Here is a 17,401-nt window from a genome sequence, read left to right as displayed (position 1 = left end):
GTCACACCTCGCCTGCGCTGTCGGTCAGCGGGGTCATGGCTTCCCGCGCCCAACGGGCGGTGATGGACTGGCCGACCTGGTGGCCGCTGCTGATGTCCAGCCACTGGTTGTTGGCCTGGCTGATGTTCAGCGCCTGGCCGTTTTCCAGTTTCAGTTCATAGCGGGTGGCACTGCCCTGGTACTGGATGTCGTGGAGCAGGCCGCTGATTTCCACTTCGCCGGCGCCCAGCGGGCCCTCGGCGAAGCGCACGTGTTCCGGGCGGATCGAGAAGGGTTGCGTGCTGCCGCTGAGGCGCTGCGCCAGCTCGCCGCGAATCACGTTGGAGGTGCCGACGAACTCGGCGACGAAGGCGGTGGCCGGTTTCATGTACAGGTTGCGCGGGGTGTCGACCTGCTCGATGCGACCTTTGTTGAAGACTGCGACGCGGTCGGACATCGACAGCGCTTCGGTCTGGTCGTGGGTCACGAAGATAAAGGTGATGCCCAGCTGGCGTTGCAGCTTTTTCAGTTCGCTCTGCATCTGCTCGCGCAGCTTGAGGTCGAGGGCGCCCAAGGGTTCATCCAGCAACAACACACGCGGGCGATTGACCAGGGCGCGGGCCAGGGCCACCCGTTGGCGTTGACCGCCGGAGAGCTGCACCGGCTTGCGCTCGCCGTAGCCGCCGAGGGCGACCATGGCCAGGGCTTCTTCGGCGCGGTTGAGGCGCTCGGTCTTGCCCACGCCCTTGACCTTGAGGCCGTAGGCGACGTTGTCGCGCACATTCATATGGGGGAACAGCGCGTAATCCTGGAACACGGTGTTCACGTCGCGCTGGTAGGGCGGTAAGCCGGCGGCTTCCTCGCCGTGGATACGGATCGAGCCTGCGCTCGGCTGCTCGAACCCGGCGATCAGGCGCAGGCAGGTGGTCTTGCCCGAGCCGGAAGGCCCGAGCATGGAAAAGAACTCGCCGTCCTGGATATCGATGGAAACCCGGTCAACGGCTTTCACTTCGCCGAACTGACGGGAAACGTGAGTGAATTGGACTGCAAGTGTCATGGTGCGGTGCTCCGAAAAGGCACGGGTCGTCGCAGCGGCCCGGCCTGGACTTCTGAAAAAACAAAACATCTGTGAATGCGGTCAATGTGGGAGGGGGCTTGCCCTCGAAAGCAGTGGATCAGTTACAGATGTGCTGACTGACACACTGCACTCGGGGGCAAGCCCCCTCCCACAGGAGACCGATGGTGTCTAGCGGCCACCCATGATCGCGATGTAATCCTGGGTCCAGCGGCTGTAGGGCACGAACTTGCCGCCTTCCGCCTGCGGGGTTTTCCAGAAGGCGATCTTGTCGAACTGGTCGAAGCCGTTGGTCTTGCAGCCTTCGGCGCCGAGCAATTCGCTTGCCTGGCACGCCGCCGGCACCGCCGGCAGGGAGCCGAACCAGGCGGCCACATCGCCCTGGACCTTCGGTTGCAGCGACCAGTCCATCCATTTGTAGGCACAGTTCGGGTGCTTGGCTTCGGCATGCAGCATGGTGGTGTCGGCCCAGCCGGTGGCGCCTTCCTTCGGAATGGTCGAGGCAATCGGCTGCTTCTCGTTCTGCAGGCCGTTGACCTGATACGGCCAGGCGCTGGAGGCCACCACGCCTTCGTTCTTGAAGTCACTCATTTGCACGGTGGTGTCGTGCCAGTAGCGGTGGATCAGCGGTTGCTGGGCGCGCAGCAATTCAAGCACGGCCTTGTACTGTGTTTCGGTGAGTTCGTACGGGTTCTGGATGCCCAGTTCCGGCTTGGCCGACTTGAGGTACAGCGCCGCGTCGGCGATGTAGATCGGGCCGTCATACGCCTGCACACGGCCTTTGTTCGGCTTGCCGTCCGGCAGGTTCTGCGCGTCGAACAGCACATTCCAGCTGGTGGGCGCGGTCTTGAATACGTTGGTGTTGTACATCAACACGTTTGGCCCCCACTGGTACGGGGTGCCGTAGGTTTGCTGGCCAACCACGTACCACGGCGCGTCCTTCAGGCGGGGGTCGATGTTCTTCCAGTTGGGGATCAGTGCGGTATTGATTGGCTGCACCCGTTTGCCGACGATCAGCCGCAGCGACGCATCGCCCGATGCGGTCACCAGGTCATAGCCACCCTTGGCCATCAGGCTGACCATTTCGTCAGAGGTAGCGGCGGTTTTCACGTTGACCTTGCAGCCGGTTTCCTTCTCGAAACCGCTGACCCAGTCGTAGGCCTTGTCGCTTTCGCCGCGTTCGATATAGCCGGGCCAGGCGACGATATCCAGTTGGCCTTCACCGGCACCCACCGCTTTGAGCGGTTCGGCGGCCTGCAGGCTGGCGCTGGCCAGCAGCGCGGTAGTCAAAGCACTGAGCAGTGCGGTCTTGTGCGCAGACATGGGGGTTCCCTCTTCTTTAATTATGGTCGGGGCAGTTGTTTGAACCGGTAACGCAAGAGCTTAGTTGTTGTTTTAAAGATGCTGGCCGTGGCGCGCCATGATGTGCCGCACCACGCTGTAGTCCTGCAGCGAGTCGCTGGACAGATCCTTCCCATACCCCGAGCGCTTCAAGCCGCCATGGGGCATTTCGCTGACCAGCATGAAATGGCTGTTGATCCAGGTGCAGCCGTATTGCAGACGCGCCGCCACTTGCATGGCCTTGTCCAGGTTCTGGGTCCACACGGACGAGGCCAGGCCGTACTCGGAGTCGTTGGCCCAGTCCACCGCCTGTTCCAGTTCGTCGAAGCGCGTTACGGTGACCACCGGGCCGAACACTTCGCGCTGCACGATTTCATCGTTCTGTTTACAGCCGGCCAGCAGCGTCGGCTGGTAATAGAAGCCGGCACCGGAATGCACGGCGGCGCCGGTGACGCGTTCGATATGTGGCTGGCCGAGGGCGCGTTCGACAAAACTGGCCACGCGGTCGCGCTGGCGTGTGCTGATCAGCGGCCCCAGCTCATTGTCGGTGTCGCGCTTGCCGGCAAAGCGCAGGCTACTGACAGCGGCGCCGAGCTCGGCGACCAGTTTGTCGTGGATACCCGCCTGGGCGTAGATGCGGCATGCGGCGGTGCAGTCCTGGCCAGCGTTGTAGTAACCGTAGGCGCGCACACCCTCGACCACGGCTTGCAGGTCGGCGTCGTTGCATACGATCACCGGCGCCTTGCCGCCCAGTTCCAGGTGCGTGCGTTTCAGGGTCTTGGAGGCAGCCTGCAGAATCTTCTGTCCGGTGACGATATCGCCGGTCAGCGAAACCATGCGCACCTTGGCGTGGCTGACCAGATGGCTGCCGACACCTTCGCCGCCGCCACACAGAATGTTGATCACGCCACGCGGCAACAGGTCTTTGAGCACCGGGGCGAGGGCGAGGATCGACAGCGGCGTGTGTTCCGATGGCTTGAACACCAGCGTATTACCGGCCGCCAGGGCCGGAGCGATTTTCCACGCGGCCATCATCAGCGGGTAGTTCCATGGCGCAATCGAGGCCACTACGCCAATCGGATCGCGACGCACCATGCTGGTGTAGCCCGGCAGGTATTCACCGCTGAGTTGCCCGGTCTGGCAACGCACGGCCCCGGCGAAGAAGCGGAACACATCCACGGTGGCGCTCAAGTCATCCTGGCGTGCCAGGTGCAGCGGCTTGCCGCAGTTCAGGGACTCCAGGCGGGCCAGGTAATCGGCGTGTTTTTCGATGGCGTCGGCAATGCCCAGCAGGATGTTCGAACGTTGCTGCGGCGTGGTCCGCGACCAACCGGCAAAGGCACGGTGGGCGGCAAGGATCGCGGTCTCGACCTGCTCGGCGCTGGCTTCGGCGATTTGGGTGAGGACTTCACCGGTGGCCGGGTTGAGGATCGGCTCGGCAAAACCCTGGCCCGGGACCAGTTCGCCGTCGATCAGCAACGCAGTGAGCAGCGGGGTGGGCGCGCCGGACATTTTTCGTGATCTCTTTTCTTGTGCGGCCATGGGCGTTCTCTTACGAGGGCCTGACCTTTCTCTTAGGGGATAAGCAGAGACTAGAGGTCAGGCGCGAGGTCAACAAATACTAAATACTGAATACAGCATTCGATTAAATAGATGGCTTGCGCGGGTGCGGCTGTTCGCGGGCAACGGTCAGGAACGGGTCCACCAGCGCCGGGCGCGCCGTGCCACGGCGCCAGGCCAGGCCCACGTCGAGGGTCTGGCTGAGGTCGGCAATCGGCCGCGCTTCAATAATGTCGCCCTCCAGCGACCAGGGGCGGTAGGTCATGTCGGGTTGGATCGACACGCCCAGGCCTGCCGCCACCAGGCTTCGCACCGCTTCGGTGGAGGCGGTGCGCAGGGTCACGCGCGGTTGCAGGCCGGCGCTGGTCCACAGGCGTTGGGCGTTGTGGCCCATTTCATCGACGTTCAGCTGGATCAAGGGCTCGCGCGCCACGTCGGCCAGGTTGATGCTGTCGTGCTCCAGCAGCGGATGCTGTGCGGGCAGCCAAAGCCGGTGCGGGGAGTGGGTGAGCACTTCGGTCTGCAGGGCGTGGCGGTCTTCGAGGTTGGAGAGGATCAACACGCCCACGTCGATTTCGCCGCTGACCAGCAAATGCTCGATATACGGGCGTTCGTCCTCCATCACGCGGATTTCCACATTGGGGTAGGCGCGTTGGAAGCGAGTCAGCAAATCGGCCAGGTAATAACCGGCCACCAGGCTGGTCACGCCGATGATCAACTGCCCGGCGACCTGGTCGGTGCTCTGTTGCAGGCTGCGCTTGGCGTTGTCGACGGTGGCGAGGATCAGGTGCGCCTGGCGCAGGAACTGATGGCCCTGGTGGGTGAGGGTCATGCCCTTGGCGTGACGGTTGAACAGGTTGACGCCGATTTCCTGTTCCAGTTGCTGGATCGCCAGGGTCAGGGTCGACTGGGAAATAAACGCCGTCTGCGCGGCGGCGGAGATCGAACCAGTCTCGGCCACGGCAATAAAGTGCCGGATTTGACGCAAGGTCATCATGCTGGAATTACCAGTGGGGTGTTTTTATAGATTTGTTCGAGTGTATATCGATTTAAGTGAAGGGCGGTCGCGTTACATCTGGAAGCACTCTAGATCAGGGCTTTTTGGCACTTAGTTTTACGCTGGGGGCCTATTGGTCCTATGAACCCAAGTGTCTGGAGGCTGCGAATGAATACCCGTGGATTGCTCGATCAGTTGCTCAAGTCTGGCCAGGACATGCTGCAAAACAAGGCTGGCGGCCAGCGTAGGCAGGACGACAAAGGTGCTCTGGGCGGTCTGCTCGGCGGTGGCGGCCTGGGCAGCCTGCTCGGTGGTGCTGGCGGCGGCGCGCTGGCGGCGGGGGCCATGGGCCTGCTGCTGGGCAACAAGAAGGCGCGTAAATTCGGCGGCAAGGCGCTGACCTACGGCGGTCTGGCGGCGTTGGGCGTTATCGCCTACAAGGCCTACGGCAACTGGCAGGCCAATCAGGCCAGCGCGCCCCAGGGCGAGCCACAGACTATCGATCGCCTGCCACCGGCCCAGGTCGAGCAACACAGTCAGGGCATCCTCAAGGCGCTGGTTGCGGCGGCCAAAGCCGATGGCCATGTGGACGAGCGCGAGCGTGCGCTGATCGAAGGCGAATTCACCAGACTGGACAACGACCGCGAGCTGCAAAGCTGGCTGCACGCCGAACTCAACAAACCCCTGGACCCGGCCGATGTGGCGCGGGCTGCCGGCACTCCGGAAATGGCGGCCGAGATGTACATCGCCAGCGTGATGCTGGTGGACGAGGAGAACTTCATGGAGAAAGCCTACCTCGACGAGCTGGCCCGCCAACTGAAGCTCGAGCCCGGCTTGAAGCTGGAACTGGAAAAACAGGTGCGGCTGAACGCGTAAAGACGGGGCGTGCAGCGATCAAAATGTGCGAGGGGACTCGCCCCGGTAGCGGTGTTTCAGCCTATTTACAGTTGGTTGGCACATCGCCATCGGGGGCAAGTCCCCTCGCACATTTGCATTCTGTGGACGCTACAGCAAAACCCGTTGATAAATGAGGGCTTCTGCTCAGCTATACTCCCCTCCATTTGAATGGCCCTCCGAGGAATTACTGTGAAGAACTGGACCTTGCGCCAACGCATCCTGGCAAGTTTTGCGGTCATTATCGCCATCATGCTGTTAATGGTCGTGGTCTCCTATTCACGGTTGCTGAAGATCGAAACCAGTGAAGTCGCGGTGCGCGACGACGCGGTGCCCGGGGTCTACCTCAGCTCCATGATCCGTAGCGCGTGGGTCGACAGTTACCTGCAGACCCTGGAGTTGATCGGCCTGCGTGAAGACAAGGGGCTCACCGACACCGACAAAGCCGACTTCAAGTCCTATGAAGCGCGCATCCTGCAGCAGATGGCCAACTACCAGGCGACCATCAGTGGGGGCGAGGACCAGGCCGAGTTCGATAAATTCGAAATCCAGCACCAGGCCTACAACAAGGCGCTGGCTGCCGTCGTAGAGCGCCTGCAGAACAAGGACATAGCTGGCGCACGCAAACTGTTCGACACGCAGATGACGCCCAGCTGGGTCGCAGGCCGCATGAAGCTCAACGACATCATCACCGAGAACAAGAACGTCGCCGACCGTGCGACCAACGCGATCGATGATGCAGTATCCGCCGCGAAAATCAGCATGTTTGTATCGCTGGCCCTGGCAATCCTCGCTGCCGGCCTGTGCGGCCTGCTGCTGATGCGCGCGATCATGGCGCCGATGCAGCGCATCGTCGATATCCTCGAAACCATGCGCGACGGTGACCTGAGCAAACGCTTGAACCTGGAACGCAAGGACGAGTTCGGCGCGGTCGAAACCGGCTTCAACGACATGATGACCGAGCTCACGGCCCTGGTGTCCCAGGCCCAGCGCTCGTCGGTGCAGGTGACCACCTCGGTGACCGAGATTGCCGCCACCTCCAAGCAGCAACAGGCCACCGCCACCGAAACTGCCGCCACCACCACCGAGATCGGCGCTACCTCCCGCGAGATCGCGGCCACCTCCAAGGACCTGGTGCGCACCATGACCGAAGTGTCCACCGCCGCCGACCAGGCCTCGGTTGCCGCCGGTTCCGGCCAGCAAGGCCTGGCGCGCATGGAAGAAACCATGCACTCGGTGATGGGCGCCGCCGACCTGGTCAACGCCAAGCTGGCGATCCTCAATGAGAAGGCCGGCAACATCAACCAGGTGGTGGTGACCATCGTCAAGGTCGCCGACCAGACCAACCTGCTGTCGTTGAATGCCGCCATCGAAGCCGAGAAAGCCGGTGAATACGGGCGTGGTTTTGCCGTGGTTGCCACCGAAGTGCGGCGTCTGGCCGACCAGACTGCCGTGGCCACCTACGACATCGAGCAGATGGTGCGCGAGATCCAGTCGGCGGTGTCGGCGGGCGTGATGGGCATGGACAAGTTCTCCGAAGAAGTACGCCGCGGCATGTTCGAAGTGCAGCAAGTGGGCGAGCAACTGTCGCAGATCATCCACCAGGTACAGGCGCTGGCGCCGCGGGTGTTGATGGTCAATGAAGGCATGCAGGCCCAGGCCACCGGTGCCGAGCAGATCAACCACGCCCTGGTGCAACTGGGCGATGCCAGCAGCCAGACCGTCGAGTCCCTGCGCCAGGCCAGCTTTGCCATCGATGAGCTGAGCCAGGTGGCGGTCGGTCTGCGCAGCGGCGTGTCGCGTTTCAAAGTCTGATGAGCGACCTCGCGGCTAAACGCGGCGCCGTCCCGGCAGCGAAAAAGGCGTTGTTCCTGGTGTTCCACATCGGCAACGAACGTTATGCCCTCAAGGCCACGGAAGTGGCCGAGGTGCTGCCGCGCCTGCCATTGAAACCGATTGCCCATGCGCCGCTGTGGGTGGCGGGCATCTTTGCCCATCGCGGCGCGCTGGTGCCGGTGATCGACCTCAGCGCCCTGACTTTCGGCACCGCTGCCCAGGCGCGTACCAGCACGCGGCTGGTGCTGGTCAATTACCAGCCGGAGCCCTGGCGCGAGCCGCGTTGGCTGGGGTTGATCCTGGAACAGGCCACCGACACCCTGCGCTGCGACCCGGCCCAGTTCCAGCCCTATGGCCTGGACAACCGCCAGGCGCCGTACCTGGGACCGGTGCGCGAAGATGCGCAGGGCCTGATGCAGTGGATCGGCGTGAATGACCTGCTGACCGACGACGTGCGCGCCGTGCTGTTTTGCCCCGGGTTGAGCCTATGAGCCACGATCCGCGGTTCTTTGCCTTCCTGAAAGAACGCATCGGCCTGGACGTTGCCTCGGTCGGCGAAGCCATTATCGAGCGGGCGGTGCGCCAACGCACTCAGGCTGTCAACGCGCAGACCCCCGGCGAATACTGGCAGTACCTGCAAAGCTCCCAGGATGAACAGCAAGCGCTGATCGAAGCGGTGATCGTCCCGGAAACCTGGTTTTTCCGTTACCCCGAATCCTTTGCGACCCTGGCCCGCCTGGCCAAGGCGCGCCTGGCCGAAATCAAGCAGATGCGCGCACTGCGCATCCTCAGCCTGCCGTGCTCCACCGGTGAAGAACCTTATTCGATCGCCATGGCGTTGCTGGATGCCGGGCTGGCGCCGCATCAGTTCAAGGTGCAGGGCGTGGATGTCAGCCCGTTGTCGGTGGAGCGCGCACGGCGTGGGGTGTATGGCAAAAACTCCTTTCGCGGCGGCGATATCGCCTTCCGTGACCGCCATTTCACCGAGTACGGTGACGGTTATCACATTGCCGACCGCGTGCGCGAACAGGTGCGCCTGCAAGTCGGCAACCTGCTCGACCCGACACTGCTGGCCAATGAGGCGAGCTACGACTTCGTGTTTTGCCGCAACCTGCTGATCTACTTCGACCAGCCGACCCAGAAACAAGTGTTCGAGGTGCTCAAGGGCCTGACCCACGTGGACGGCGTGCTGTTTATCGGTCCGGCCGAGGGCAGCCTGCTGGGGCGCCACGGCATGCGTTCGATTGGTGTGCCGCAGTCCTTTGCGTTCAGTCGGCATGCCGAGCCGGTCAAGCCCGAGCCGGTATTTGTGCCGAGCGCCGCGCCCGTCCCGCAACGCAGTGCGGCACCGATCCCGAGCAAGCCACGGCCTTTCAGCAAGGCCAGCGCCCAGGTGGTGCCGATCAAGACGGTGCAAACCGATGCGGGCGACTTGCTCAGCCGCATCGCTACCCTGGCCAACGAAGGCAAAAGCGCCGAAGCCCGCGCTGCATGCGAACAGTATTTGAGTAACCATCCGCCGGCCGCCCAGGTGTTCTACTGGCTGGGGCTGCTCAGCGATGTGGCCGGCAGCGCCCTGGAAGCCCAGGGTTATTATCGAAAAGCCTTGTACCTGGAACCCCAGCACCCGCAGGCCTTGATGCACCTGGCGGCGTTGCTCGAGTCCCAGGGCGACAGTGCGGGGGCGCGCCGCTTGCAGGCGCGTGCCGCGCGGAGTGAGCGAGCTGACAGTGAGTCCAAACGATGAGTAACACCGACGCACTCGATACCGCAGGGCTGGACCTGACCCTGGCCGATACCCAGGCCATCGACGACTGCTGGAACCGCATCGGCATCCATGGCGACAAGTCCTGCCCGCTGCTGGCGGACCATATTCACTGCCGCAACTGCTCGGTGTACTCGGCAGCGGCCACACGTTTGCTGGACCGTTATGCCTTGCAGCAGGATGATCATCGTCCGGTTGCCGCTGCTGACGTCGGCGAAGACGTGGTCACCCGCTCCCTGCTGATGTTCCGCCTCGGTGAGGAATGGCTGGGCATTGCCACCCGCTGCCTGGTGGAAGTTGCGCCGCTGCAACCGATTCATTCGCTGCCCCACCAGCGTTCCCGCGCCTTGCTCGGCGTGGCCAATGTCCGTGGTGCGCTGGTGGCGTGCCTGTCGCTGGTGGAACTGCTGGGCCTGGATGCCACCGGCAACGGCGCCAGCGGTGGGCGCATCATGCCGCGCATGTTGATCATCGCCGCGCAGGATGGTCCGGTGGTGGTGCCGGTGGATGAAGTCGACGGCATCCATGCCATCGATGAGCGCACCTTGAAGGCCGCCTCGGCCTCGGGCGCCCAGGCCAGTGCGCGCTTCACCCAAGGCGTGTTGCAGTGGAAAGGCCGCAGCCTGCGTTGGCTGGACGAGGCGCAATTGTTGTCTGCCGTGACCCGGAGCCTCACATGACCCCCGACCAGATGCGCGATGCCTCGCTGCTGGAACTGTTCAGCCTGGAAGCCGATGCGCAGACTCAGGTATTGAGCGCGGGCCTGCTGGCCCTGGAACGCAACCCGACCCAGGCCGATCAGCTTGAAGCATGCATGCGCGCGGCGCACTCGCTCAAAGGCGCCGCGCGGATCGTTGGGGTGGACGCCGGAGTCAGCGTGTCCCACGTCATGGAGGATTGCCTGGTCAGTGCCCAGGAAGGTCGCCTGTACCTGCAACCCGAACATATCGATGCGCTGCTGCAAGGCACCGACCTGCTGATGCGCATCGCCACGCCGGGCAATGATGTGGGGCCGGCGGACATCGACGCCTATGTGGCGTTGATGGAGCGCTTGCTGGACCCGTCCCAGGCGCCTGTGCCAGAGCCGGCGCCCATCGTCGAAACACTGCTGCCGGAGCCCGAACCCGAACCGGAGCCCGCGCCGCCGGTGGTCGCCGAGCCGCCACGCCAGAACAAACGCATGACCGAAGGCGGCGAACGCGTGCTGCGGGTGACCGCCGAGCGTTTGAACAGCCTGCTCGACCTGTCGAGTAAATCCCTGGTGGAGACCCAGCGGCTCAAGCCGTATCTGGCCAGCCTGCAGCGTCTCAAGCGCCTTCAGAGCCAGAGCGTGCGAGCGCTGGATACGCTGGACGGGCAACTCAAGACTCAACAATTGCCGCTCGAAGCCCAGGAAGCCCTGGCTGACACCCGCCGCCTGCTCAGCGAAGCCCAGGCCCTGCTGGCGGAAAAAACCGCTGAACTGGACGAGTTTGGCTGGCAAGCCGGCCAGCGCGCCCAAGTGCTGTATGACACCGCGCTGGCCTGTCGCATGCGCCCGTTTGCCGATGTGCTGGCCGGGCAAGTGCGCATGGTGCGCGACCTCGGTCGCAGCCTGGGCAAACAGGTACGCCTGGAGATCGAAGGCGAAAAGACCCAGGTCGACCGCGACGTGCTGGAAAAGCTCGAAGCGCCACTCACTCATTTATTGCGCAATGCCGTCGACCACGGCATCGAAATGCCTGAACAACGTCTGCTGGCGGGCAAGCCGGCGGAAGGTTTGATCCGCCTGCGCGCCTCCCATCAGGCCGGGTTGCTGGTGCTGGAATTGAGCGATGACGGCAACGGCGTCGACCTGGAGCGCCTGCGCAGCACCATCGTCGACCGGCACCTGTCACCGGTGGAAACCGCCCTGCGCCTGAGCGAAGAAGAACTGCTGACGTTCCTGTTCCTGCCGGGGTTCAGCCTGCGCGACAAGGTCACCGAAGTGTCCGGGCGCGGGGTCGGCCTGGATGCGGTGCAGCATATGGTCCGCCAACTGCGTGGTGCGGTGGTGCTGGAGCAAACGGCAGGGCAGGGCAGTCGTTTCCACCTGGAGGTGCCGCTGACCCTGTCGGTGGTGCGCAGCCTGGTGGTGGAGGTCGGCGAAGAAGCCTACGCGTTCCCGCTGGCCCATATCGAACGCATGTGCGACCTGGCGCCCGACGACATCGTGCAACTGGAGGGTCGCCAGCATTTTTGGCACGAGGGCCGGCATGTCGGGCTGGTCGCCGCCAGCCAGTTGTTGCAGCGCCCGGCGGGGCAGAGTCAGTCGGACACCTTGAAAGTGGTGGTGATCCGCGAGCGTGATGCGGTGTATGGGATTGCCGTGGAGCGCTTTGTCGGCGAGCGTACGCTGGTGGTGTTGCCGCTGGATGATCGCCTGGGCAAGGTCCAGGATATTTCCGCCGGTGCCTTGCTGGACGACGGCTCGGTGGTGTTGATCGTCGACGTCGAAGACATGCTGCGCTCGGTGGACAAACTGCTCAACACCGGCCGCTTGGAGCGCATTGCCCGGCGCAGCCAGCAAGCCACCGAGGCACCGCGCAAGCGGGTGCTGGTGGTGGACGACTCTCTGACAGTGCGCGAACTGCAACGCAAATTGCTGCTTAATCGTGGTTATGAAGTGGCCGTGGCGGTCGATGGGATGGACGGCTGGAACGCCTTGCGTTCCGAAGACTTTGACCTGTTGATCACTGATATTGATATGCCTCGTATGGACGGTATTGAATTGGTCACACTCTTGCGCCGTGACAGTCGCCTGCAATCGTTGCCGGTGATGGTGGTGTCCTACAAAGACCGTGAAGAAGACCGACGTCGTGGACTGGACGCCGGCGCCGACTATTATTTAGCCAAAGCCAGTTTCCACGATGACGCCCTGCTGGACGCCGTGGTGGAGCTGATCGGAGGCGCACGGGCATGAGGATTGCGATCGTCAATGACATGCCCCTGGCGGTAGAGGCCTTGCGCCGCGCCTTGAGTTTCGAGCCCGCGCACGAAGTGGTGTGGGTGGCCAGCAACGGCCTGGAAGCGGTGCAGCGCTGCGCCGAGCTGACCCCGGACCTGATCCTGATGGACCTGATCATGCCGGTGATGGACGGCGTGGAGGCTACCCGGCAGATCATGGCCGAGACCCCGTGCGCCATCGTCATCGTGACCGTCGACCGCCAGGCCAACGTCAGCCGGGTGTTCGAAGCCATGGGCCATGGCGCCCTGGACGTGGTGGACACGCCGACCTTGGGCGTGGGCAATCCCAAGGATGCGGCGGCGCCGCTGCTGCGCAAGATCCTCAATATCGGCTGGCTGATCGGCCAGCGCGGCAGCCGTGTACGCGCCGAAACCGTTACGCTGCGGACTACCGGCAAACGCCAGAGCCTGGTGGCCATCGGGTCTTCGGCAGGTGGCCCGGCTGCCCTGGAAATCCTGCTCAAGGGCTTGCCCCGGGACTTTCCCGCCGCCATCGTACTGGTGCAGCATGTGGACCAGGTGTTCGCCGCCGGCATGGCCGAGTGGCTGAGCAGCGCCTCCGGCCTGCCGGTACGCCTGGCCCGCGAGGGCGAGCCACCGCAAAGCGGGGTGGTGCTGCTGGCCGGTACCAACCACCACATTCGTTTATTGAAGAATGGCACGCTAGCCTATACCGCAGAGCCGGTGAACGAGATTTACCGGCCGTCGATCGACGTGTTTTTCGAAAGCGTGGCCAGCCACTGGAATGGCGATGCCGTCGGCGTGTTGCTGACCGGCATGGGGCGCGACGGGGCCCAGGGCCTAAAATTGCTGCGTGAACAAGGTTATTTGACCATCGCCCAGGATCAGCAGAGCTCGGCGGTGTACGGCATGCCCAAAGCGGCGGCGGCGATTGATGCTGCTGTTGAAATTCGCCCACTGGATAGAATTGCGCCCCGATTGCTGGAGGTCTTTGCCAAATGAACAAGGCCTCTTGCGGTGCTGGCTTGCAGGCAGTAATTCAGGTGACTGCACATGAATGATTTACAGATCGACGACATCAAGACCGACGAAAACGCCGCCATGGTGTTGCTGGTCGACGACCAGGCCATGATCGGCGAAGCCGTGCGGCGTGGCCTGGCCCATGAAGAAAATATCGACTTCCACTTCTGCGCCGATCCGCACCAGGCGATTGCCCAGGCGATCCGCATCAAGCCGACCGTTATCCTGCAAGACCTGGTAATGCCCGGCCTCGATGGCCTGACCCTGGTGCGCGAATACCGCAACCATCCGGCCACGCAGAACATCCCGATCATCGTGCTTTCCACCAAGGAAGACCCGCTGATCAAGAGCGCGGCGTTTTCGGCCGGGGCCAATGATTACCTGGTCAAGTTGCCGGATAACATCGAATTGGTGGCGCGCATTCGCTATCACTCGCGCTCCTATATGACCCTGTTGCAGCGGGATGCGGCGTACCGTGCGTTGCGGGTCAGCCAGCAACAACTGCTGGACACCAACCTGGTGCTGCAACGGCTGATGAACTCCGATGGCCTCACCGGGCTGTCCAACCGTCGCCATTTCGACGAGTACCTGGAACTGGAATGGCGGCGTGCCATGCGTGACCAGACTCAGTTGTCGTTGTTGATGATTGATGTGGATTTCTTCAAGACTTACAACGACAGCTTCGGGCATGTCGAAGGTGATGAGGCTTTGCGCAAGGTGGCGGCGACCATCCGAGAGGCCAGCAGTCGGCCTTCGGATTTGCCGGCGCGCTATGGCGGTGAGGAGTTTGCCCTGGTGCTGCCGAATACCTCGCCGGGCGGGGCGCGGTTGGTGGCCGAGAAGCTGCGGATGGCGGTGGCTGCGCTGAAAATTCCGCACATTGCGCCGACCGAGGGTTCCAGCCTGACCATCAGCATTGGTTTGTCCACGATGACGCCGCAGCAGGGCACGGATTGTCGGCAGGTGATTGTGGCGGCGGACAAGGGGTTGTATACGGCCAAGCATAATGGGCGCAATCAGGTCGGTATCGAGTGACCTGAAGTCTTACCCCATTCAATGTGGGAGGGGGCAAGCCCCCTCCCACATTGGGATCTTGATGGGTCTTGGGTTGTGTACAAATCCTGCCTTTTCGCCCAGCGGACTGCCGTTCCCCCCCATTTGCCGTTATACTCGCCGGCTTTCAAAAGTTCGCCAACGAGTGCTGCCCGCCATGGAAATCAACCCGATCCTTAACACCATCAAGGACCTGTCCGAGCGCTCCGAAACTATTCGGGGGTATCTTTGACTACGATCAAAAGCATGAGCGTCTGACCGAAGTCAATCGCGAGCTTGAAGATCCTGCTGTCTGGAACAAACCTGAATACGCCCAGGAACTGGGGCGCGAGCGCGCTGCGCTGGCGCAGATCGTCGATACACTTGACGAGCTGAACACCGGTCTGGCCGATTGCCGTGACCTGCTGGACATGGCCGTCGAAGAAAACGACGAAGGCGCAGTGGGCGATGTCGTCGCCGAGCTGGCCCGTCTCGAGGAAAACCTCGCCAAACTCGAATTCCGCCGCATGTTCAGCCATGAAATGGACCCGAACAACGCCTACCTGGACATCCAGGCCGGTTCCGGCGGCACCGAGGCCCAGGACTGGGCCAACATCCTGTTGCGCATGTACCTGCGCTGGGCGGACAAGCGCGGTTTCGAAGCGACCATCATGGAGCTGTCCGCCGGTGAAGTTGCCGGAATCAAGGGCGCGACCGTGCACATCAAGGGTGAGTACGCCTTTGGCTGGCTGCGTACCGAAATCGGCGTGCACCGCCTGGTGCGCAAGAGCCCGTTCGACTCCGGCAACCGTCGCCACACCTCGTTCTGCGCGGTGTTCGTCTCGCCGGAGATCGACGACAAGGTCGAGATCGAGATCAACCCGGCCGACCTGCGCATCGACACCTACCGCTCCTCCGGTGCCGGTGGCCAGCACGTAAACACCACCGACTCGGCCGTACGTATCACCCACGTACCGACCAACACCGTGGTCAGCTGCCAGAACGAACGTTCCCAGCACGCCAACAAGGACACCGCCATGAAAATGCTGCGGGCCAAGTTGTACGAGCAGGAAATGCAGAAACGCAACGCCGCATCCCAGGCGCTGGAAGACACCAAGTCGGACATCGGCTGGGGTCACCAGATCCGCTCTTATGTGCTGGATGCGTCGCGGATCAAGGATCTGCGCACTAACATCGAACGCAGCGACTGTGACAAGGTGCTCGACGGCGATATCGACGAATACCTGGAAGCCAGCCTGAAATCCGGCCTCTAAAGAACCTTGTAGGAGCGGGCTTGCCCGCGATCCCCAGCCGAAGGCTGGGGAAAACGTATCTGTGATGGAATTTCAAAAGACATGAGCGACCAACAACTCGACCCGCAAGCCCTGCAACAGGAAGAAAACTCCCTGATCGCCCTGCGCAAGGAAAAGCTTGCTGCCGAGCGCGCCAAGGGCAATGCCTTCCCCAACGACTTCCGCCGCGAAAACTACTGCGATGCCTTGCAGAAACAGTACGCGGACAAGACCAAGGAAGAACTGGCAGAGGCTGCGATCCCGGTCAAGGTGGCAGGTCGCATCATGCTCAACCGTGGCTCGTTCATGGTGATCCAGGACATGACCGGGCGTATCCAGGTCTACGTCAACCGCAAGACCTTGTCGGAAGAAACCCTGGCCTCGGTGAAAACCTGGGACATGGGCGACATCATCGCCGCCGAAGGCACCCTGGCCCGTTCCGGCAAGGGCGACCTGTACGTGGAAATGACCAACGTGCGCCTGCTGACCAAGTCGCTGCGCCCGCTGCCGGACAAGCACCACGGCCTGACCGATACCGAACAGCGCTACCGCCAGCGCTACGTTGACCTGATCGTCAACGAAGAAGTACGCCAGACCTTCCGCGTGCGTTCGCAAGTGATCGCGCACATCCGCAGCTTCCTGATGAAGCGCGACTTCCTGGAAGTCGAAACGCCGATGCTGCAGACCATTCCTGGCGGCGCCGCAGCCAAGCCGTTCGAAACCCACCACAATGCCCTGGACATGGAAATGTTCCTGCGTATCGCGCCGGAGCTGTACCTCAAGCGCCTGGTGGTTGGCGGCTTCGAAAAAGTCTTCGAGATCAACCGCAACTTCCGTAACGAAGGCGTTTCGACCCGTCACAACCCAGAATTCACCATGTTGGAGTTCTACCAGGCCTACGCCGACTACGAAGACAACATGGACCTGACCGAAGAACTGTTCCGCGAACTGGCGCAACTGGTCCTGGGCAGCACCGACGTGCCGTACGGCGACAAGGTGTTCCACTTCGGCGAGCCGTTCGTGCGCCTGTCGGTGTTCGACTCGATCCTCAAGTACAACCCTGAACTGACCGCCGACGACCTGAACGACATCGACAAGGCCCGCGCCATCGCCAAGAAAGCCGGCGCCAAGGTGCTGGGCTTCGAAGGCCTGGGCAAATTGCAGGTGATGATTTTCGAAGAGTTGGTGGAGCACAAGCTGGAACAGCCGCACTTCATTACCCAGTACCCGTTCGAAGTGTCGCCGCTGGCCCGTCGCAACGACGACAACCCAAACGTCACTGACCGTTTCGAGCTGTTCATCGGCGGCCGTGAGATCGCCAACGCCTACTCCGAGTTGAACGACGCGGAAGACCAGGCCGAGCGCTTCATGGCCCAGGTGGCCGACAAGGACGCCGGCGACGACGAAGCCATGCATTACGATGCCGACTTCGTCCGCGCCCTGGAATACGGCATGCCGCCGACCGCCGGTGAAGGGATCGGCATCGACCGCCTGGTGATGCTGCTGACCAACTCGCCGTCGATCCGCGACGTGATCTTGTTCCCGCACATGCGGCCACAAGCGTAACCGTAGCGAAATCCGGAGCCGCCTTTTATAAGGCGGCTTTTTTATGTGGCGTTAATAAGCGTCAAGCAAACAGCGCCAGGTTTTGATCTATTCAAGGA

Annotated in this window: 14 protein-coding genes; 10 read left to right on the top strand and 4 right to left on the bottom strand. The window is 62.5% G+C overall.

Translation table 11 applies throughout. The features are described 5' to 3' along the window. Position 1: 1 nt before the first annotated feature. The 4 genes from BM026_RS06125 to BM026_RS06110 form a co-directional block, all read right to left on the bottom strand. Positions 2-1,036, bottom strand: a complete 1,035-nt coding sequence (locus BM026_RS06125) for an ABC transporter ATP-binding protein (protein WP_071488756.1) — start codon at positions 1,034-1,036, stop codon at positions 2-4. Positions 1,037-1,225: 189 nt separating this feature from the next. Next, positions 1,226-2,377, bottom strand: a complete 1,152-nt coding sequence (gene ydcS, locus BM026_RS06120; RefSeq protein WP_071488757.1) for a putative ABC transporter substrate-binding protein YdcS — start codon at positions 2,375-2,377, stop codon at positions 1,226-1,228. 72 nt (positions 2,378-2,449) lie between these two features. Continuing rightward, on the bottom strand, positions 2,450-3,907 hold the full coding sequence (locus tag BM026_RS06115) for a gamma-aminobutyraldehyde dehydrogenase (protein ID WP_175486650.1): 1,458 nt from the start codon (positions 3,905-3,907) through the stop codon (positions 2,450-2,452). A gap of 133 nt (positions 3,908-4,040) precedes the next feature. Further along, on the bottom strand, positions 4,041-4,952 hold the full coding sequence (locus BM026_RS06110; RefSeq protein WP_071488759.1) for a LysR family transcriptional regulator: 912 nt from the start codon (positions 4,950-4,952) through the stop codon (positions 4,041-4,043). A gap of 168 nt (positions 4,953-5,120) precedes the next feature. On the opposite strand from BM026_RS06110, the gene BM026_RS06105 reads away from it, so the two are divergent. The 10 genes from BM026_RS06105 to lysS all read left to right on the top strand — a co-directional run bounded on the left by BM026_RS06105 (position 5,121) and on the right by lysS (position 17,303). Beyond that, a complete protein-coding gene (locus tag BM026_RS06105; RefSeq protein WP_092241099.1) occupies positions 5,121-5,828 on the top strand; it encodes a tellurite resistance TerB family protein in 708 nt (235 codons plus the stop codon). A gap of 210 nt (positions 5,829-6,038) precedes the next feature. Beyond that, positions 6,039-7,661 carry a methyl-accepting chemotaxis protein gene (locus tag BM026_RS06100; RefSeq protein ID WP_071488761.1) on the top strand — a complete coding sequence of 541 codons (1,623 nt, stop codon included), beginning with the start codon at positions 6,039-6,041 and terminating at the stop codon, positions 7,659-7,661. Next, on the top strand, positions 7,661-8,173 hold the full coding sequence (locus BM026_RS06095) for a chemotaxis protein CheW (protein ID WP_092241100.1): 513 nt from the start codon (positions 7,661-7,663) through the stop codon (positions 8,171-8,173). Before BM026_RS06100 ends, BM026_RS06095 begins: the two co-directional genes overlap by 1 nt. Then, positions 8,170-9,429, top strand: coding sequence for a CheR family methyltransferase (locus BM026_RS06090; RefSeq protein WP_092241102.1), 1,260 nt, complete (start codon positions 8,170-8,172; stop codon positions 9,427-9,429). Before BM026_RS06095 ends, BM026_RS06090 begins: the two co-directional genes overlap by 4 nt. Beyond that, on the top strand, positions 9,426-10,127 hold the full coding sequence (locus tag BM026_RS06085; protein WP_092241104.1) for a chemotaxis protein CheW: 702 nt from the start codon (positions 9,426-9,428) through the stop codon (positions 10,125-10,127). Before BM026_RS06090 ends, BM026_RS06085 begins: the two co-directional genes overlap by 4 nt. Beyond that, positions 10,124-12,388 (top strand): hybrid sensor histidine kinase/response regulator, encoded by a 2,265-nt coding sequence (locus BM026_RS06080; protein ID WP_093512242.1) that lies wholly within the window; start codon positions 10,124-10,126, stop codon positions 12,386-12,388. Before BM026_RS06085 ends, BM026_RS06080 begins: the two co-directional genes overlap by 4 nt. After that, positions 12,385-13,395 (top strand): chemotaxis response regulator protein-glutamate methylesterase, encoded by a 1,011-nt coding sequence (locus BM026_RS06075; protein ID WP_093527684.1) that lies wholly within the window; start codon positions 12,385-12,387, stop codon positions 13,393-13,395. Before BM026_RS06080 ends, BM026_RS06075 begins: the two co-directional genes overlap by 4 nt. Positions 13,396-13,446: 51 nt before the next feature. Further along, positions 13,447-14,448 (top strand): diguanylate cyclase, encoded by a 1,002-nt coding sequence (locus BM026_RS06070; RefSeq protein WP_012722554.1) that lies wholly within the window; start codon positions 13,447-13,449, stop codon positions 14,446-14,448. A 175-nt stretch (positions 14,449-14,623) separates the two neighbouring features. Next, positions 14,624-15,719 (top strand): peptide chain release factor 2 gene (gene prfB / locus BM026_RS06065; protein WP_102591687.1). Its coding sequence is split into 2 segments (ribosomal slippage): positions 14,624-14,695 and positions 14,697-15,719, totalling 1,095 coding nucleotides; the frame shifts between segments, so codons are not numbered across the junction. Positions 15,720-15,800: 81 nt separating this feature from the next. Beyond that, complete coding sequence (gene lysS, locus BM026_RS06060) at positions 15,801-17,303, top strand: lysine--tRNA ligase (protein ID WP_058425327.1); 1,503 nt, start codon at positions 15,801-15,803, stop codon at positions 17,301-17,303. The last annotated feature ends 98 nt before the right edge of the window (positions 17,304-17,401 follow it).

This window comes from Pseudomonas sp. NFPP24 (assembly GCF_900112095.1).
In the GTDB taxonomy this organism is placed as follows: domain Bacteria; phylum Pseudomonadota; class Gammaproteobacteria; order Pseudomonadales; family Pseudomonadaceae; genus Aquipseudomonas; species Aquipseudomonas extremorientalis.
This window is presented reverse-complemented; position numbering and strand designations above follow the sequence as displayed.

What these genes read in the sequence shown, in the direction of transcription:
- ydcS (WP_071488757.1), bottom strand. Translation starts at nt 2,377, where the DNA reads ATGTCTGCGCACAAGACCGCACTGCTCAGTGCTTTGACTACCGCGCTG.
- BM026_RS06110 (WP_071488759.1), bottom strand. Translation starts at nt 4,952, where the DNA reads ATGATGACCTTGCGTCAAATCCGGCACTTTATTGCCGTGGCCGAGACT.
- BM026_RS06090 (WP_092241102.1), top strand. Translation starts at nt 8,170, where the DNA reads ATGAGCCACGATCCGCGGTTCTTTGCCTTCCTGAAAGAACGCATCGGC.
- BM026_RS06125 (WP_071488756.1), bottom strand. Translation starts at nt 1,036, where the DNA reads ATGACACTTGCAGTCCAATTCACTCACGTTTCCCGTCAGTTCGGCGAA.
- BM026_RS06085 (WP_092241104.1), top strand. Translation starts at nt 9,426, where the DNA reads ATGAGTAACACCGACGCACTCGATACCGCAGGGCTGGACCTGACCCTG.
- BM026_RS06080 (WP_093512242.1), top strand. Translation starts at nt 10,124, where the DNA reads ATGACCCCCGACCAGATGCGCGATGCCTCGCTGCTGGAACTGTTCAGC.
- BM026_RS06095 (WP_092241100.1), top strand. Translation starts at nt 7,661, where the DNA reads ATGAGCGACCTCGCGGCTAAACGCGGCGCCGTCCCGGCAGCGAAAAAG.
- BM026_RS06070 (WP_012722554.1), top strand. Translation starts at nt 13,447, where the DNA reads ATGAATGATTTACAGATCGACGACATCAAGACCGACGAAAACGCCGCC.
- BM026_RS06105 (WP_092241099.1), top strand. Translation starts at nt 5,121, where the DNA reads ATGAATACCCGTGGATTGCTCGATCAGTTGCTCAAGTCTGGCCAGGAC.
- BM026_RS06075 (WP_093527684.1), top strand. Translation starts at nt 12,385, where the DNA reads ATGAGGATTGCGATCGTCAATGACATGCCCCTGGCGGTAGAGGCCTTG.
- lysS (WP_058425327.1), top strand. Translation starts at nt 15,801, where the DNA reads ATGAGCGACCAACAACTCGACCCGCAAGCCCTGCAACAGGAAGAAAAC.
- BM026_RS06115 (WP_175486650.1), bottom strand. Translation starts at nt 3,907, where the DNA reads ATGTCCGGCGCGCCCACCCCGCTGCTCACTGCGTTGCTGATCGACGGC.